Origin of the sequence: Blastococcus sp. URHD0036 (assembly GCF_000701365.1) — a bacterium.
Lineage (GTDB): Bacteria > Actinomycetota > Actinomycetes > Mycobacteriales > Geodermatophilaceae > Trujillonella.
This window is the reverse complement of record NZ_JNIK01000017.1, coordinates 217,495-232,555: the sequence shown is the minus strand read 5'-3', so window position 1 is coordinate 232,555 and position 15,061 is coordinate 217,495. Positions and strand designations below refer to the sequence as shown.

General features: G+C 70.7%; 17 protein-coding genes. 5 read left to right on the top strand and 12 right to left on the bottom strand.

Going from position 1 to position 15,061, the window contains the following annotated elements; genetic code table 11:
- Positions 1-2 precede the first annotated feature (2 nt).
- On the bottom strand, positions 3-620 hold the full coding sequence (locus N555_RS0119450) for a hypothetical protein (protein ID WP_029433163.1): 618 nt from the start codon (positions 618-620) through the stop codon (positions 3-5).
- Between the two features lie 148 nt (positions 621-768).
- On the opposite strand from N555_RS0119450, the gene N555_RS0119445 reads away from it, so the two are divergent.
- Positions 769-1,806 carry an aldo/keto reductase gene (locus N555_RS0119445; RefSeq protein ID WP_029433162.1) on the top strand — a complete coding sequence of 346 codons (1,038 nt, stop codon included), beginning with the start codon at positions 769-771 and terminating at the stop codon, positions 1,804-1,806.
- Positions 1,807-1,854: 48 nt separating this feature from the next.
- Here N555_RS0119445 and N555_RS0119440 read toward each other — a convergent pair whose 3' ends face one another.
- The 7 genes from N555_RS0119440 to N555_RS0119410 form a co-directional block, all read right to left on the bottom strand.
- On the bottom strand, positions 1,855-2,886 hold the full coding sequence (locus N555_RS0119440) for a hypothetical protein (RefSeq protein ID WP_051684264.1): 1,032 nt from the start codon (positions 2,884-2,886) through the stop codon (positions 1,855-1,857).
- 103 nt (positions 2,887-2,989) lie between these two features.
- Positions 2,990-3,415, bottom strand: a complete 426-nt coding sequence (locus N555_RS0119435; protein ID WP_029433160.1) for a type II toxin-antitoxin system VapC family toxin — start codon at positions 3,413-3,415, stop codon at positions 2,990-2,992.
- Positions 3,412-3,669, bottom strand: coding sequence for a type II toxin-antitoxin system Phd/YefM family antitoxin (locus N555_RS0119430; RefSeq protein ID WP_034511514.1), 258 nt, complete (start codon positions 3,667-3,669; stop codon positions 3,412-3,414). The genes N555_RS0119435 and N555_RS0119430 overlap by 4 nt, the downstream gene beginning before the upstream one ends.
- Positions 3,670-3,782: 113 nt before the next feature.
- Positions 3,783-4,223 carry a hypothetical protein gene (locus N555_RS0119425; protein ID WP_029433158.1) on the bottom strand — a complete coding sequence of 147 codons (441 nt, stop codon included), beginning with the start codon at positions 4,221-4,223 and terminating at the stop codon, positions 3,783-3,785.
- 71 nt (positions 4,224-4,294) lie between these two features.
- Positions 4,295-5,398 (bottom strand): hypothetical protein, encoded by a 1,104-nt coding sequence (locus tag N555_RS0119420; RefSeq protein ID WP_029433157.1) that lies wholly within the window; start codon positions 5,396-5,398, stop codon positions 4,295-4,297.
- 89 nt (positions 5,399-5,487) lie between these two features.
- On the bottom strand, positions 5,488-6,135 hold the full coding sequence (locus N555_RS27040) for a DUF732 domain-containing protein (protein WP_051684263.1): 648 nt from the start codon (positions 6,133-6,135) through the stop codon (positions 5,488-5,490).
- A gap of 29 nt (positions 6,136-6,164) precedes the next feature.
- A complete protein-coding gene (locus tag N555_RS0119410) occupies positions 6,165-6,836 on the bottom strand; it encodes a DUF732 domain-containing protein (RefSeq protein ID WP_029433155.1) in 672 nt (223 codons plus the stop codon).
- Between the two features lie 533 nt (positions 6,837-7,369).
- Here N555_RS0119410 and N555_RS0119405 point away from each other — a divergent pair.
- Entirely contained in the window at positions 7,370-8,248 is an 879-nt protein-coding gene (locus N555_RS0119405; RefSeq protein WP_231503018.1) for a DUF3048 domain-containing protein, read from the top strand.
- 188 nt (positions 8,249-8,436) lie between these two features.
- The gene (locus tag N555_RS0119400; RefSeq protein ID WP_231503017.1) at positions 8,437-9,420 is read left to right on the top strand and encodes a DUF3048 domain-containing protein; all 984 of its coding nucleotides are present in this window, start codon (positions 8,437-8,439) and stop codon (positions 9,418-9,420) included.
- A 162-nt stretch (positions 9,421-9,582) separates the two neighbouring features.
- On the opposite strand, the gene N555_RS0119395 is transcribed toward N555_RS0119400, so the two are convergent.
- The gene (locus N555_RS0119395) at positions 9,583-9,972 is read right to left on the bottom strand and encodes an antibiotic biosynthesis monooxygenase (RefSeq protein ID WP_051684262.1); all 390 of its coding nucleotides are present in this window, start codon (positions 9,970-9,972) and stop codon (positions 9,583-9,585) included.
- Between the two features lie 341 nt (positions 9,973-10,313).
- Here N555_RS0119395 and N555_RS0119390 point away from each other — a divergent pair, with 341 nt between their 5' ends.
- Both N555_RS0119390 and N555_RS28010 read left to right on the top strand, forming a co-directional pair.
- Positions 10,314-10,697, top strand: coding sequence for a FliH/SctL family protein (locus N555_RS0119390; protein WP_156036456.1), 384 nt, complete (start codon positions 10,314-10,316; stop codon positions 10,695-10,697).
- A 310-nt stretch (positions 10,698-11,007) separates the two neighbouring features.
- Positions 11,008-11,850: a GP88 family protein gene (locus N555_RS28010; RefSeq protein ID WP_156036454.1), complete on the top strand. Its 843-nt coding sequence runs from the start codon at positions 11,008-11,010 to the stop codon at positions 11,848-11,850.
- Between the two features lie 36 nt (positions 11,851-11,886).
- On the opposite strand, the gene N555_RS0119380 is transcribed toward N555_RS28010, so the two are convergent.
- The 3 genes from N555_RS0119380 to N555_RS0119370 all read right to left on the bottom strand — a co-directional run bounded on the left by N555_RS0119380 (position 11,887) and on the right by N555_RS0119370 (position 15,047).
- On the bottom strand, positions 11,887-12,645 hold the full coding sequence (locus N555_RS0119380; protein ID WP_029433149.1) for a hypothetical protein: 759 nt from the start codon (positions 12,643-12,645) through the stop codon (positions 11,887-11,889).
- A gap of 2 nt (positions 12,646-12,647) precedes the next feature.
- The gene (locus tag N555_RS0119375; protein WP_156036452.1) at positions 12,648-13,733 is read right to left on the bottom strand and encodes a hypothetical protein; all 1,086 of its coding nucleotides are present in this window, start codon (positions 13,731-13,733) and stop codon (positions 12,648-12,650) included.
- A gap of 138 nt (positions 13,734-13,871) precedes the next feature.
- Positions 13,872-15,047 (bottom strand): McrC family protein, encoded by a 1,176-nt coding sequence (locus tag N555_RS0119370; protein WP_051684260.1) that lies wholly within the window; start codon positions 15,045-15,047, stop codon positions 13,872-13,874.
- Positions 15,048-15,061: the final 14 nt, after the last annotated feature.

The window sequence follows — 15,061 nt, the reverse complement described above, 5'->3', positions numbered from 1 at the left end:
GCTCAGACCAGCTCGGGCACCCGCAGGTGCGCGAGCGCCAGCTCCATGTCGTGGACGTCGATGATCGTCGAGCCCTTCCCCTGAGCGAACTGCGCGTGCGACTGCCGGGCGCGGTCGCGGGACCGCGCTTCCTCGCTCTGGAAGCTGGTGACGGCGACCGTGCGGCCGGCGCGCCGGTCGACCAGCACGCTGACGCTGCAGAACCCGGGCAGTTGCTGCAGTCGCGGCAGCAGGTCGGTCCGGTAGGCGCCGAGCAGCCCGTCGACGTCCTCCGGTGCGGTGCGGGCCCAGGTGACCTGCGCGGCGGCGCCGTCGCCGGCCGGGCGGTCGCGGTGCAGGACGGCGATCTCCCACTCCTGGACGTCGGAGTGCTGGCTGCCGAGCATGTGCTCGACGCTGTGCCGCCACGGGCGGATGCCCTCGGCCGTGGCGCGCATCAGCGCCTGGTCGGTCCACGCCGTCGTCACGATGCAGCGGCCGGTCTCCCGGTCGGTCAGGGCCGACAGCCCGAGGCAGCCCTCGTGCTGGATGAGTTCCGGCAGCATCTTGTTCTGCAGGTAGGCGACGGCGTCGTCGATGCAGGCAGGATCGCCGTGGATGGTGGTGGACCGTGCGTGCATGCTGCCGCTCCCCTCCGGTGGGGCGGCGCCCGGGCGGCAACGCCTCGATCCACCACTGTGTCGCCCTCGCGCCCGGCCGGCATCGACCGCAGGGGATGAGGTCGTGTCCGGGGTTGCCGGGATGGTTGGCGAGGGCAACGGTGGGGTCATGGAGATGCGCACGCTCGGTCGTACCGGCGTCAAGGTCAGCCCGCTCTGCCTCGGCGCGATGATGTTCGGCGAGTGGGGGAACGCCGACCACGACGACTCGGTCCGGATCATCCACGCGGCGCTGGACGCGGGGATCAACTTCGTCGACACCGCCGACGTCTACTCGGCCGGGGAGTCGGAGGAGATCGTCGGCAAGGCGCTGGCCGGTGCGCGGCGCGAGAACGTCGTCCTCGCGACGAAGGCGTTCAGCCCGATGGGCCGCGACCCGAACCAGCGCGGCGGGAGCCGCCGGTGGCTGGTGCGGGCCGTCGAGGACAGCCTGCGCCGGCTGGGCACCGACCACATCGACCTCTACCAGATCCACCGCCCGTCGACGGACACCGATGTGGAGGAGACCCTCGACGCGCTGACCGACCTCCAGCGGGCCGGCAAGATCCTCTACTTCGGCTCGTCGACGTACCTGCCGTCGCAGATCGTGCAGGCGCAGTGGGCGGCCGAGCGGCGACACAGCGGCCGGTTCGTCACCGAGCAGCCGCCGTACTCGATGCTGGCCCGCGGCATCGAGCGCGAGGTGCTGCCGGTCTGTCAGCAGTACGGCATGGGCACGCTGGTGTGGAGCCCGCTGGGCGGTGGCTGGCTGTCGGGCAAGTGGCGCAAGGGCGCGGACGCGCCGGAGACGAGCCGGGCGACGGCGTTCGGCGGCGCGATGGCCAGCCGCTACGACCTCTCCGACCCGGTGAACCAGCGCAAGCTCGACGCGGCCGATGCCCTGGCCGAGCTCGCCGAGAAGAACGACATGACGCTGGTGCAGATGGCCATCGCCTGGACGATCCGGCACCCCGGTGTGACCTCGGCGATCATCGGCCCGCGCACGATGGACCAGCTGACGTCGCAGTTGCCCGCCGCCGACCTCGTGCTGTCGGACGACGTCCTGGACGCAATCGACGAGATCGTCCCCCCGGGCACCAACATCCGGGCGGACGACGCCGGCTACGTGCCGCCGTGGATCGGGAACGCCGCGCTGCGCCGCCGCTGACGGAGGAGGCGGACGTCGCCCCGGCTGCCGCCAGAGGGCCGGGGCAGGTCAGCGTCCTCCCGGAGCGGCGACGGCCCGCCGGAACGCGTCGGCACCTGCGTCGATCGCGGTGAGCGCTTGATCGGTGAGAGCCGTCCGCAGGCCACGCTCGGTGTGTCCGTACCGGATGAGGTCGCGGAGCACATCGGGTGCCCGTTCGGCACCGGGCGTCCGGCGGCCGAAGTGCCGGCCGTCGGGGTCGAGCACCGCCTCGACGTTGTGCGTGCTCCAGACCAGCGGATCCCCGATGCCGTTGGAGCTACCGGCCGCGAGCACTTCGTCGACGAGCGGCCGGAGACCCGCATCCGACCACGGCGTGCCGAAGGGGCTGGTCAGGAAGCCCTCGGCCAGCAGGTCGAGCTCGTCGTCCGACAGCTCCTGGAGCACGTCGTCCCGGCCGCCCTCGGGCAGGAGCGAGACCATCCACTCGATCAGCCCGCGCGACTCGACCAGCGTCGGCGATCCGAGTCCGTCGTGGGGCCAGCTGTCCAGTGCGGCGAGGGCACCGTGGACGCGCGCAGCAGCGTCTGCCGGGCGAACGTCGCGCACGCGGAGGTCCGGGTCGTCGTCCTCGGTCACGAGCGCGAGGACCTCCTCGAGCGGTAGCTCCACGACCGACGCGTCGACGGCGACGGCCCCGATCTCGTTGTGGACGAGCACCATCGCGGTGAGGACGTGACCGCCCGGCACGGACACGCTGACGTACAGCTCGTCGGTGTCGCGGAACACCGTGCTGACCTCGACGGCGCGGTCGACCGGTTCTGCGCGGTGCAGGTCGGCGAGCCAGCGGGGGAGGACGTGACCGCGCTCGGCGAGCTCCCGTCGCACCCGGCGCCGCAGCTCGGGCTCGACCGTCATCGTGGCGACAGCCAGCAGCGCTGCCGACGCCTCCTCGCGGTCGGCATCGGAGAGGGCGCGGACGATGGAGGCGAGCGCGGTCGCCGGGTCATCGTCGGAGGCGGCGACGCTGAGCAGCATCCCGACGAGGCCGAGCAAGGGCCCCGGAGTCGGGGCGTCGAGCCCGGCGCGCAGCCCATCCATCAGCTCCGTCTCGGGGCTGGTCCGTCGCTGCCTCGGCCGTGGAGGCTTCCGCTTCTTGCTCTTCGGCATCGCCCGAGACGCTACCGAGGCCTGGCGGAGGAAGTCAGGCGTTCGCGTCGACGACAGCGAGACCGTCCGCCCGCCACGCGGCCAGGAGTTCCCGGTCGCCGGTGGCGGCCACGACGTCGTCCCCGGCGATGGCGAGAGCGGCGGCGCAGTGGACGGCGTCGTACCCCCTGAGGCCGTGGCGGTGGGCGGCGGCCGAAGCGGCGGTCAGGCGCTCCCGGTCGGCCGGGATCACCGCGATGTCGCTCCACAGCTCGTCCAGGAGCGCGGCGGCTCGTCGGACGGCGGCCTCGGGGAGTTGGCCGCCGCGACCGGCCCGGGCCAGCGCTGCGGACGCCTCGACGTGTCCGATGGCGCAGCAGAGCACGACGTCCGCGGCATTCCACAGCTGCCGGCAGCGCGCGGACGACGCCTCGCTCACCAGCAGCGGCACCAGAGCCGACGTATCGAGGTAGAGGTTCACGCTCGGTCGGCGCGCACGATCTTCGACAGCGCGACATCGGCGACGATCGGGTCCGGGGCGGTGCGCTTGGGACCTCGCGGCACCGTGACGATCCCCTCGGCGACCAGCTGGTCCAACTGGGACGGCACGTCGATCGGGCTGATGCGGGCGACCGGCCGTCCGTGATCGGTGACGGTGATCGTGGCGCCACCTGCCACCGCAGCGATGTGCTTGCTGAGGTTGTCGCGCAGCTCGCGGATCCCGATGCTGGTCATCCCACCTCCTGTGGCCACAATTCTTCTCTCAACTGTAGCCACAACCCAATCGCCCCGAGACTGTCTGACGGGCACGTCATCCCCGCTCTTGCCCGAGGCAGGTCCTGAGGGACTCACCGCGTCGGCCACCGCAACCGCGGGAGGACGGCGACGGCGGTCCGCCCGTTCCCGACGTGCAGGCTGCAGTCCACGCCGGCACGGTCGCGCAGGACCGCCTCGATCGCTGAGGACCACGCGTGGTCGTCGGGCGACAGACCGGCCGGGCCGCGGCGCTCCAAGAGCATGGCCAGGTGCAGCTCGCTCGGCTCGACGTCCTCGGTCTCGGCGACGGTGTCGTGCATGAGCGCGAGGTTGCCGAGCACCATGCGGTCCGGCTCGAGCGGCACTTCATCGATGGGCATCAGCATCGGGACCATGGAGCCGTCGCGGCGCAGCCAGGCCAGCCACAGCGAGCGGCGGGCCGGAGGGCCGTCGAGCTGCAGGAGCGCGCGCCAGCGCTCGGTCAGCTCGGCGTCGTTGGTGGTGCGGACGTCGGGGTGCGGTCGGGTCGACATGGCCCGGCACTCTGGCCCATTCGGCGGACGGCGTCCGGAGTTGTCCACAGGACCCCCGGGCGCGGAGACGGTCAACCCGCATCGGCGTCCCATCCGCGGACGGAATCGAGGAACGCGCCGGCGTACCGGTCGACCGCGGCCAGGGTGCGGTCCGTCAGCTCCGGGCGCAGGCCCCTCTTTGCGTGGCCGTAGCGGATCACGTCCCGTAGCAGTTCAGGCGTGCGGTCGGCGTCCAGGTGCTCGAGGATCTCGTAGGAGGGATCGGGGCTGAGCAGCCGCCGGACGTGGTGAGGAGCCCACAGCAGCGGATCGCCGATGCCGTTGCCCAGCCCGTCTCCGAGGACCGATTCGGCGAGCAGTGGGAGACCTCCGCGAGTCCAGGGACGGCCCCACGGGCTGGCCAGGAAGTCGGCGGTGACTGCGTCGAGGTCGACGTCGTCGATGCTCCCCGGCACGGTCGCGTCCCCTCCGGCCGGCAGAAATCCGAGCATCCAGCGGAGCAGTGGGCGCTGGTACTGCCACTCGGTTCCGGTGCCCATGACGGCGTCGAGGTCGATGCCGGACAGCGCGGCTTCCAGGCGGGCGCGGGCGTCGGCGGGTGAGATGTCCCGGAGGTGGATGTCGGCGCCATCGGGGAGGCGCAGCCCCGCCAGGACGGTGTCGAGGGGACGCTCGTACAGGTCGCCGCCGGAATCGCGGGCACCGAGTTCGTTGTCGACACGGACGATCGCGGTGAAGGCGTGGCCGCTGGGAGTCGTGATGCCCACGACCAGTTCGTCGACGTCCCGGAACGGGCCCGCGACCTCGACCGCGCGGTCGACCGGAGCGCAGTTCTGCAGATCGGCCAGCCACCGCGGCACGGTGAACCCGCGGTCGGCGAGGTCACGTCGCACCCACCGGCGCAGGTCTGCATCCCCGGCGAGGATCGCCACCGCGAGTGCGCCCGCGGAGGTCTCCATGCGGTGCAGTGTCGTGAGGGCACGGACGACCGTCGACGTCGCCGCGGGCTCGACATCCGTGCTGCTCAGGAAGTTCAGCAGCATGGAGGCCACGCCGAGCAGCGGGCCGGGGGAGCGGGCGTCGACAGCGCGACGCAGGCTGTCGAGCAGGCTCGACCGGAACTGCGCGAAGACGTCGTCGAGAGGGCGTTCAGGTTCGGGCTTCTTCGGGGTCATGCCGCCGGAAGCTAGGGCGACGCTGCGACAGGAGCGGTCCGGCCCTCACCGGCCTGTGGACGGAAAGCGACCGCTGAGCCCGGCCGGGCCTACTCCAGGCTGTGCTGGGGGCAGAAGACCACGATCGAGGCGGACGTCAGCATCGCCGCCTGGGACGACGAGAGGCCGAACGAGATGTAGATGCTGCCGAGCTCCGCCACGACCTCGTCGCCGTTGCCGAACTCGCCGAAGTACTGACAGGTGAGCGTCCCCAGGTCGACGAGTTCGTCGTCGGTGGCCGTCCAGAAGACCGGGTCGTCGTCGCGCAGGAGATCCAGGAACTCCTCCTGCGCTTCGGCGCTCGGCGCCGCGGCCTGCTCGGCGACCTGCTGGAGCGACTCGGCCTGCTCGGCGGCGGCCAGGGCATCGGCTGCTCCGGCCTCGGCGGCGGTCAGCTGGCCCCGGGCGTCGGCGAGCTCCTGCTCGGCACCGCTGAGGGCCGCGGCCTGCTCGTCGTCCTCGGCCGCCTCGCGGGCGGCCCGGTCGTCGGCCGTGCTCCTCGCGTCGAGCACCAGCGCCCCGAGGACGCAAACGAGCATCAGCAGGACCGCCGCGACCAGTGCCAGGACGACGGTGAGGGGGCGGAAGCGGCGCTGCCGCGGGGGCGGCGGCACGGCCGCCGCCATGTGCCACGTGACGGCGGGCGGAGCCGGCAGCTCGGGAGACGGGGCGGGCAGCTCGGAAGCGGGGGAGGTCATGGGAGGTCCGTTTCGCGGGGCCGGGGAGCTCAGTAGTCGTACTCGGGGCAGAACATGACGACGGCGGCCGTGGCCATCAGCAGCGCTTCGTCGTACTCGTAGCCGTAGACCTCCGTGGCGTGGTCGTAGGCGTTGTAGACGGTGGCGACGTACAACGTGTCGAGGTGCTCGCAGAGGCCGTAGCCACGGTCGAGCAGGGTGGCGTCGGACGCGCCGGGGAAGACGTCGCGCATCGACTCGAGGAAGGCCGACTCCGCGTGGGCGGTGGCTGCGGCCTGCGACTCCTCGACCGCCGCGGCCTGCGCCTCGGCCGAGGCCTGGGCCTGCTGCGCGGCCTGGATCCGGTCCTGGGCGTCGGCTGCGTCGTCCTCGGCGTCGGCGATAGCCGCCAGCACGTCGGCTCGTTCCGTCTCGACGCCGGCCAGCGCGTCGGCGTGCGCACGCTCCTCGGCCGCCTCCTCGGCAGCCAGGTCGGACGCTGTGGTGCGCGCGTCCACCAGCAGGGCGGTCAGCACGCCGCCCGCGGCCAGCAGCACCACGACGAGCGCGCTGAGGGCGAGCACCACCCGGTTCCGGCGCCGGACCGCCGGCGACTCCGGGACCGGCTGCCAGCCATGGCCCTCGACGGGGATCTCGACCGCGCCCTCGGAGCTCGGAGCGAGCGGCGCGGACGCGAACGCGTCCGGATCGGGGTGCGACATCGAGGGCCTTCCATCGGAGCAGCTGCATGCGTGGCGGTTGCTGCGCCAGGTTCGGCGCCGCCGCAGCCTTCCATCCGGCCGGAACAGTTCCGTAGCTGTGACACCCCGAGGGGTGAGACGCGTGGGGCGCGACGGGCCGCTGCCGTCGGGCGTCCATCAGGTCGTGACCGAGCCCGTGCCGAGCTGCCCCTGCGGCGTGGGGGATATCGCTGTGGACATCCACCGTGGCGCCCCCGTCTCGGCCGCGGCAGCGCTTAGCGTGCGGAAGTCAGCCCTCTCCGGGGCGGACGGTCGTCGTCTCGCGGCAGGGGTGAGCCATGCAGGTCGAGACAGCTCTCCGCCGCCGTGCCTCGGGACGACGCCTGCGCCGGATCGCGGCGGTCACCGGAATCGGGCTCCTGATCGGCGTCACGGCGGCCTGCGGGTCGAACGGCTTTCGGGGGGCCGAGATGCCGGCCGCCACGTCGGAGCCCGCCGCGCCGACGACGCCCCCGCCTCCACCTCCGCCGCCCGTGCTCTGGCCGCTGACCGGTGTGGACAGTGCTGGGGCGGAGATCAACCGGCCCGCGCTCGCGATCAAGATCGAGAACTCGATCGACGCGCGTCCGCAGACCGGGCTGAACGCCGCGGACATGGTGTGGGAGGAGGTCGTCGAGGGCGGAATCAGCCGCTACGTCGCGGTCTACCACTCCACGGTGCCGCCAGTTCTCGGGCCGGTGCGCTCGGTGCGGCCGATGGACCCGGCGATCGCGGCTCCGCTGCACGGCCTCTTCGCCTTCTCCGGGGGGCAGGCGCCGTTCGTCAGCGCGACCCGCGCGGCCGGCCTGCAGGTGCTGTCGGCCGACATGGGCTCCGCGGGCTTCTACCGGGTGAACGACCGGTCGGCGCCGCACAACACGTACGTCGACCCGGCCGCGCTGCTGGCCCAAGCCGACGACGCGCACCGGGCTCCGCCGCCGGCGCAGTTCGTGGTGGGGCCGGCACCGACCGCGCTGGCTCTCGGCGCGCCAACGGGCCTGCTCGACCTGTCGCTGTCGCGGTTCGCCCAGCCGTCGTGGACCTGGAGCGCCGTGGATGGTGCCTGGCTGCGCTCGGAGGGGACGACGCCGGCGGTGGAGGCCTCTGATGGCGCGCCGCTGCGCGCCGTGAACGTGGTGGTGCTGCGGGTGGACGTGGTCAACACCGCGTTCACCGACCCCGCGAACAACCCCGTGCCGGAGACGGTGATGGTCGGCGGGGGAGAGGCGCTGGTCGCGACCGGCGGGAAGACGGTGGCGGCGACCTGGTCGAAGGCGTCGGTGGGGGAGCCCGTCGTCCTCACGCTGCCCGACGGCGCGCCGGTGGTGCTGGCAGCCGGGTCGACGTGGGTCGAGCTCGTGCCCAACAGGACCGGCTCGGTCGCGGTCGGCTGATCGGGCTCTGCGTCGTGGCGGGATCGACACCTGGCGTCCGGTGCGGCGGGCCTGTTCCGGGAGGCCGCCGACCTAGCGTGCTCGGGTCGGCCGACTCCGGTGGCCGGTCTCCGTCCGCGAGCAGGAGTTGGTTCGTGCCGTCCCGTGCTGTCCCCGCCCGCCGTTCTGTCGGCGGCGGACTGTTCCGCGTGGCGACGGCCGCAGCCACCGGCTTCCTGCTCAGCGTCGCGGTCAGCTGCGTCTCGGACGCTGGTGGGTCGGTCCCCGAAGCGGCGCCCGGCGCGTGGCCGTTGACGGGGGTGGACGCGGCGGGGGCGGACATGGCACGGCCGGCGCTCGCGGTGAAGGTCGAGAACTCTCCGGCCGCGCGCCCGCAGACCGGATTGAACGCCGCCGACGTGGTGTGGGAGCAGGTGGTGGAAGGCGGGATCAGCCGGTTCGTCGCCGTCTACCACTCGACGTTGCCGCCGACGGTGGGGCCGGTGCGCTCGGTGCGCCCGATGGATGCACCGATCGCTGCTCCGCTGCACGGGCTCATGGCGTTCTCCGGCGGGCAGGCGCCCTTCATCGAGGGGGCGCGCGCGGCCGGCCTGCAGGTCGTCCAGCCCGAGACCGGGCCCGGTTTCGCCCGGGTCGGCGACCGGGTGGCGCCGCACAACACCTATGTCGATCCGGCCGCGCTGCTGGCCCAGGCCGACGACGGGCATCGAGCTCCGCCGCCGGCGCAGTTCTGGTTCGGGGCGGAACCGACCGCCGTGGCGGACGGGGCCCGGACGGGCTCCCTCGACCTGGCGCTGTCGGCGATCGCCGAGCCGCAGTGGACCTGGAGCGCCGGAGACGGCGCGTGGCTGCGGGCTGAGGGAGCGGAGTCTGCCTTTGAAACGGACGGCGCACGGCTGCGGGCGACCAACGTCGTGGTGCTGCGCGTGGACGTCGTCGACACGGCGTTCACGGACAGCGCCGGCACCGCGGTGCCGGAGACGGTGATGGTGGGTGACGGGGTGGCGCTGGTAGCCACCGGCGGGCACACCCTCGAGGCTGAGTGGTCGAAGGCGTCGGTGGGGGAGCCCGTCGTCCTCGCCCTGCCCGGGGGTGGGCCGGTGGTGCTGTCGCCCGGGCCGACGTGGCTCGAGCTCGTACCGAACACGACCGGGTCGGTCACCGTCGGCTGAGCTCTCCCGAGTCGTGTGCACCGACCTACCGACGCGATGGCCTGACGTTCTTCCCCGAGCTCTATGCGGTCCGCACCGAGATCGGCACCTGACGCGCGGCGCCACGCCCGTGGCCGGCCGTGGCAGGGGCCGGCCTCGGGGCCGGCCCCTGCCGGGCGGCGGTCAGACCGTCTCGGGTACCCGCAGGTGGGCGAGGGCGACGTCCATCTCGGCGACGTCCGTGACCGTGGCGCCCATGGAGCCGGTGACATTCTCCCGCAGGGACCGGGCCTGCTCGCGGGTCCGCTCCAGGGCCTCGCGGCTCTCGAAGGAGACGGTGCCGACCACCCGGCCCATGTCGCGGTTCGTCAGCAGGCTCACGCTGCAGAAGCCGGGCATCTCCTCCAGCTTCGGCATCAGCCTCGTGCGGAAGGCCTCGACGAACTGCTCCGGTGCACCGTCCAGCTGCGCCCAGGTGAGCCGCGCAGCACCGCCGTCCCTCAGGGCGTGCTCGCGGTGCAGGACGGCGATCTCCCACTCCTGGACCTCGGGTTCGCCGCCGAAGGCGGCCACCAGGGGAGATAGTTCTCGCTCCAGCGCTCTGCGTAGAAGTCGCTGAACGTACCTACCGGGTCCATTCCGGCCGGGCGAGGGCGCTGCTTGATACCGATTCCGGGCCGCTCGGTCTCGCTTGCGCCGCGGCGGACATGGAAGGTGCTAATCGTCTGACCGTGGACGTTGATGCAGTGGGAGTCGAGGAACAGCCGTCACCTGGCGAGGTGGCGGAAGAAGTATCACCAGCCGTGGCACGCCCTCCGGCGAGGCGTCGTCGTGTTCGGCTTTCGTTGGCGCTCCTGAGCCTCGCTTGCCTGATGACGTCAGGGCTGGCGGCCCTTGGTTTCATCTTGCGAGAGGTGGACCTCGAGGAGGCGGCTCAGGATGCCGAAGTTCAGCGTGCCGAGGGCGTAGAGGAGGGACGGCGGGCCGGAAGCAGCGCCGCCGAGTCCTCACTGCGTGCAGAGTTCGACGAGCAGATCGCTGCCGCGACCCTGAGTGCCTGGAACGCGGGAGCCGAGTTCGCCTATCCGTCCGGTGTCGCTGACGGACACAGTGCCGGCTACAACGAGGGTTATGCCGCGGGGGCAGCGGAGGGTTACTCGGACGGGCTCAACGAGGGCTACGCCGACGGCTTCGCCGACGGAGTCGGTACGGAACCGGAGATGACGACGGACGAGCGGATTGCCGAATACAACAGGGTGTTGATGTGCATGGTCGGCCTGCAAACCTGGAACTGCTAGTCGCGAGGACCTGCCTCCACAGGGTCACCACCGCGCGATATGACGTGCTCGGTTCGAGCTATGGGCCTCCCGGGCGGCTGAGAACCTTGCCTTGATCGATCACCGTGCGGACCCTTGGCGTCACGTAGCCGAGGGGACAGCCATGGACGGCACTCACAGCGACGCAACAGGTCCGACCGTCGCGGTCGCACCACGTCGGCGGCTTACCACGGAACGGAATATGTCCCGGGCGTTGGGACCTTCGCAGTCGAGGGTCCAGGCCGGTGTAGAGGAAGGTCCGAGCCCTCCGACGGTGTGACCAGGGCCGGCCATGGTCCTGGCTGCGGAGGCTGCGCCTTCTGCCGCCTCCCCGACTCAGCCCACAAGTCCGGGCCCGAGCAACGATGTCCCGGACCGGTCCCAGCGCAGGCTCCGGCGTTCGGCGGATCGCAAGGTCACGAACCTGCCCTCGCCCAACGGGCGAACGGCGAAGCTCGCTAACACCTTCGGGCTTCCGGCCGGGCGGGCATTCTCCTGTCCCGGAGCTACCGCCACCTGCGAGCGTGTCTGCTACGCGGGAAAGCTCGAGAAGCTCTACAAGGGCCTGCGCGAGGTCCTGGTCGGCAATATGGCAGCTCTGACGGGGCTCGACCGGAATGGCATGGCTGTATTGCTGACCGACATGATCGCCGGCTTCCGAGTTGACTGCGAGCGGGCAGAGCGAAGAGGCGCCGTCGTCCCTCGAGATTTCCGCATCCACTGGGACGGCGACTTCTTCTCACTGGCCTACGCCGAGGCGTGGGCGGATGTCATCCGCTCCAGCTCGGACATCCACTTCTGGGTGTACACGCGCAGCTTCGATCCGAGGGCCCTCGACGTCCTCCCGACGCTGGCCTATCTGCCCAACTTGACCGTTTACCTGTCTGTTGATCCCGACAACTTGGCCGTAGCGCGAGAGGCGAGAAAGCGGAATCCGTGGGTCCACTGGGCGTACCTGGCTGAGACATTTGCCGCCGGTCGGGAAGACCTCTCGAGCCTTCCCGGAAAGCGTTATCCCTGTCCGGAGAACGGAAGACGGATTCCACTGATCAGCCAGAAGGGCTCGGCCTGCATCCGCTGTGGGGTCTGCGTGAGTGGTCGCGGGGACGTCGTGTTCTCGGTCGCGAAAAGGTGACGCCTGCAGCGCCACCCCTCTTGAGGAAATCAGCGGCTATCGCTTCACGTCGTCGAGGTCCTCCGGCTCGACGAGTCCCGTAGTCACCAATTCCCGCCGAACCTCGTCATTCGCCTTCTCGAGGTCTTGCAGAGGATCCTCGAGCTGCCGCTTCCCCTCCGTGAAGAGCTCGGCTCGTGTGTCCGCGAGGTAGGCCGCCAGTTCCGCTCGCGTAAAGGCTGCGGCCGCCCCGATCAAGCGTGTCGTCTCAGCGGCGGCCGCCAGGACGAGCTCCTGGCGGGCGGATGCGTCCTCGAGCCACTCCCGCGTGACCCGTTCGCCTTCGGGTGAGGCCAGGACGACGTCGAAGACGTCGGGGGTCTCCCACGCTGCGTCGGCGGCGGACATCCACAAGGCCGCTCGACGACGGGCCAAGCCCGACCGTTCCTCGTCGAGGGCTTGCTGTACTCGTTGCCGGGCAGCGTCGAGGAGCTGTCGGCGACTCCCTCGATCGAGCGTCGTGGCGGCTCGTAGGTCGGCGCGGGCCGCGGAGAGGGCGGTCTCCGTCGTCTTCTTCAGGCTTGACGCCGCGGCGTCCGCACGACGCCGGGCATCAGGAAGGACTTCGTCGTGCCATGTGCGATTGGTGTGCTCCTCGACTTCAGTCACCTTGCTCGAATACGCCTCCAGCTTCGCCAGGGAGGACGCCTGAGCTTCATGCAACGGAGCTAGTCGCATGTTCTGGGCCGCCTTGGATCCGAAGAGGCCGCCGAGCGCCGACCCCACGATGCCGCCGAGCAGAGTGCCTGCGCCCATGGTCAGACCACCGGTGAGGACGTCGATCCCGCCCCCGACGAGTGGCCTACCGTGCCGCCAACAGCAACTCCACCCCCGGTGACGGCGACGTCGGTCGTGATGTTCTTGACGAGGCGTCCCGTGTCGCCGTGGTGCTTGAGGAGCGCACCCTCCCGGAAGCCGCTTCGCACGACACGGATTGCGGAACCCAGGACCGGTAGAGCTGTGTCCTGCAGGGCCGACGACGCTGCATCACCCAGGTCTCCCGCGCCGTGGATCCCTCCCGCCGCAGGACCGAAGGCATCCATCAAGGCGTCCTCTGCGCCGGAGAGAGTCAGGCCGTCAGCCACGATCACGTGGTGCCCGTCCAGCATGGCGACGTCGAAGGGCTTGGAGAGATCGACGTGTAGAGCGTCTGAGGGGATGTTGGCAGCGTTGGAGTTGATGATGATCGGGACATCGGGATTGTCGGCGAAGTGGGACGGGGCGACATTCGCGTAGTTCTCCGTCAGCTTGACATTGAAGTCGCGGCCGTCGATCGAGAGGTCGGACCCGGGGTTGTTGCTGAGCGGCTCGAGCTGGGCGCGATCGCCTAGCCATGGCGTGAGTTGCTCCATGACCTGCTGCTCACCGACGTGACCTCGCCACTTGATGATCGACTGCCCGGACCACAGCTGGTAGCCGTTTTCCCGCACGCCGTTCCACAGATCCAGGCTGGTGGACACCTGGTCGTGTGTCAGCGCGTGCATAGCGTCGAGGACGCTCTGCGGAGAAGCCAGCCAGGTGTGGGCGCCGACTGCGCCGGCGATCGCGCCGGGGACCAATGCGTCGCCGAGCGCCGAGCGTCGCCCGATGGACCACAATTTCTGCGGTGCGCCCGTGGCGAGTCGGGATCCGGGAGCGCTGTTGTCTCCGGGGTCCGTCGGTGAGGACCCGGCTCCCGAGATCTCCTCCATGAGTGCGGGCGGAGGGGCGAGTGCTGCTTTCGCCAGCGCGGCGAACCGACCTGGAATCACTTCGCCGATTGCTGACTTGCGAGTCAGTCGATAGCAGGTGCCTGCGACACCGGCGAATACCAGCGCCGAGATTGCGACGACGAACCAGAGCATTCGAGTCCCCTTGCCAACTCGGCCGGAATTGCTCGAGTCCGGCGTCTATGAGCACGATCGGCTTACGAGCCTGGGGACTTGAGCGATGTGGTTCTGCGCTACCCCGAGCGCGGTGGGGTGGTGCCTCCGGGGCTGGACTTAGGCGGTCGCCGCACGGCACGTAGAAAGCTCGGAGATCAGCTGGTGAAGTCTCGATACCTGCTGCTCAATGCCGGTCAAGTCCTGAGTGAGGTCGATGGCGTGGACGTGCAGCGAGACATCTGCATTGCGAATGGCGTAGACGTCGGGCTGGGGCAATGTCTCGCCCGCGTAGATAAGGTGACCATCTCGCTGACCGAGCCGAAGGCAGTAGGTGATCAGCTGGTAGACGTCGGCGTTCGGAAAGCCACCGTCGTCCTCGAGCAGCTTGTACTTGGTGTCCGCGACAGCCAGAACGTCGGAACCGGCAGAAACGACCAGATCCGGCTTGATCGTGATGCGGTCGTCTTCATCCAGTTGGTAGGTCCGCTGCACCATAAGGCGGCCGGATCCGACGCGGAGGCACTCCTCTTCGAGGATCTGCGCGACGAGCGCCTCGAAGACCCAAGCCATGTTGAGCGCGAAGCCATGGGCAACGACGTCCCCGGCGCGGTGTTCGACACTCCCGCCGCCGAGCGCTAGATCCGCCAGATGGAGCAGGCGGTGAAGGTGCCTGTTGAGTCTCGTGGGCGTCCACGGCGGCAGGCGGGCTCCTCGAGGGAGGAGCGTGACCTCCGCCAGCATGCGGTCGACTCGGCGGAGGCCGCCGAGCGCCGCTTTGGGAACTCCTGGCAGGCTGAGCAGGACCCGCGTCGCGGCACGCAGGCGCCGGTTCTCGTCCGTGTCGAGCGTCCACTCATCGACGGTCACCTCGATCGGCGTCACGACGCCGAATCGGCGAAGCGCCTGGTCGACGAGGCGAATTCGCCCCCGAACGACGGGCAGTGACTGGTCCTCAGTCCGGTAGCCCCGCTGCGGCCGTTGCGCCAACGCCGTCTGCGCCTCTTGCTCAAAGAGAACCGCGAGCACCGTGCTCAGATCAGCTTCGTCAGCGAGGCCCAGCCGTTCCACGTCGACGTGCAGATTCCGGACGCCCTGAGCCCTGGCCAGGAGTTGAAGGACCTTGACGGCGCCAACCTTGGGCGTCACCCGCACCTCGAGGTCACCGCAGCGAACCGCCCCGACCCACTGGCCGGCCGCGACCTTCCACCCGTCTCCCTCGGGCGTTGCGGTGACGAGCTTCGTGCCGCTCAGTGCCACCGCCTCGGCTCGGGTGAGGTCGACTCCGGCGAGCACCTGGCCCTCGGACA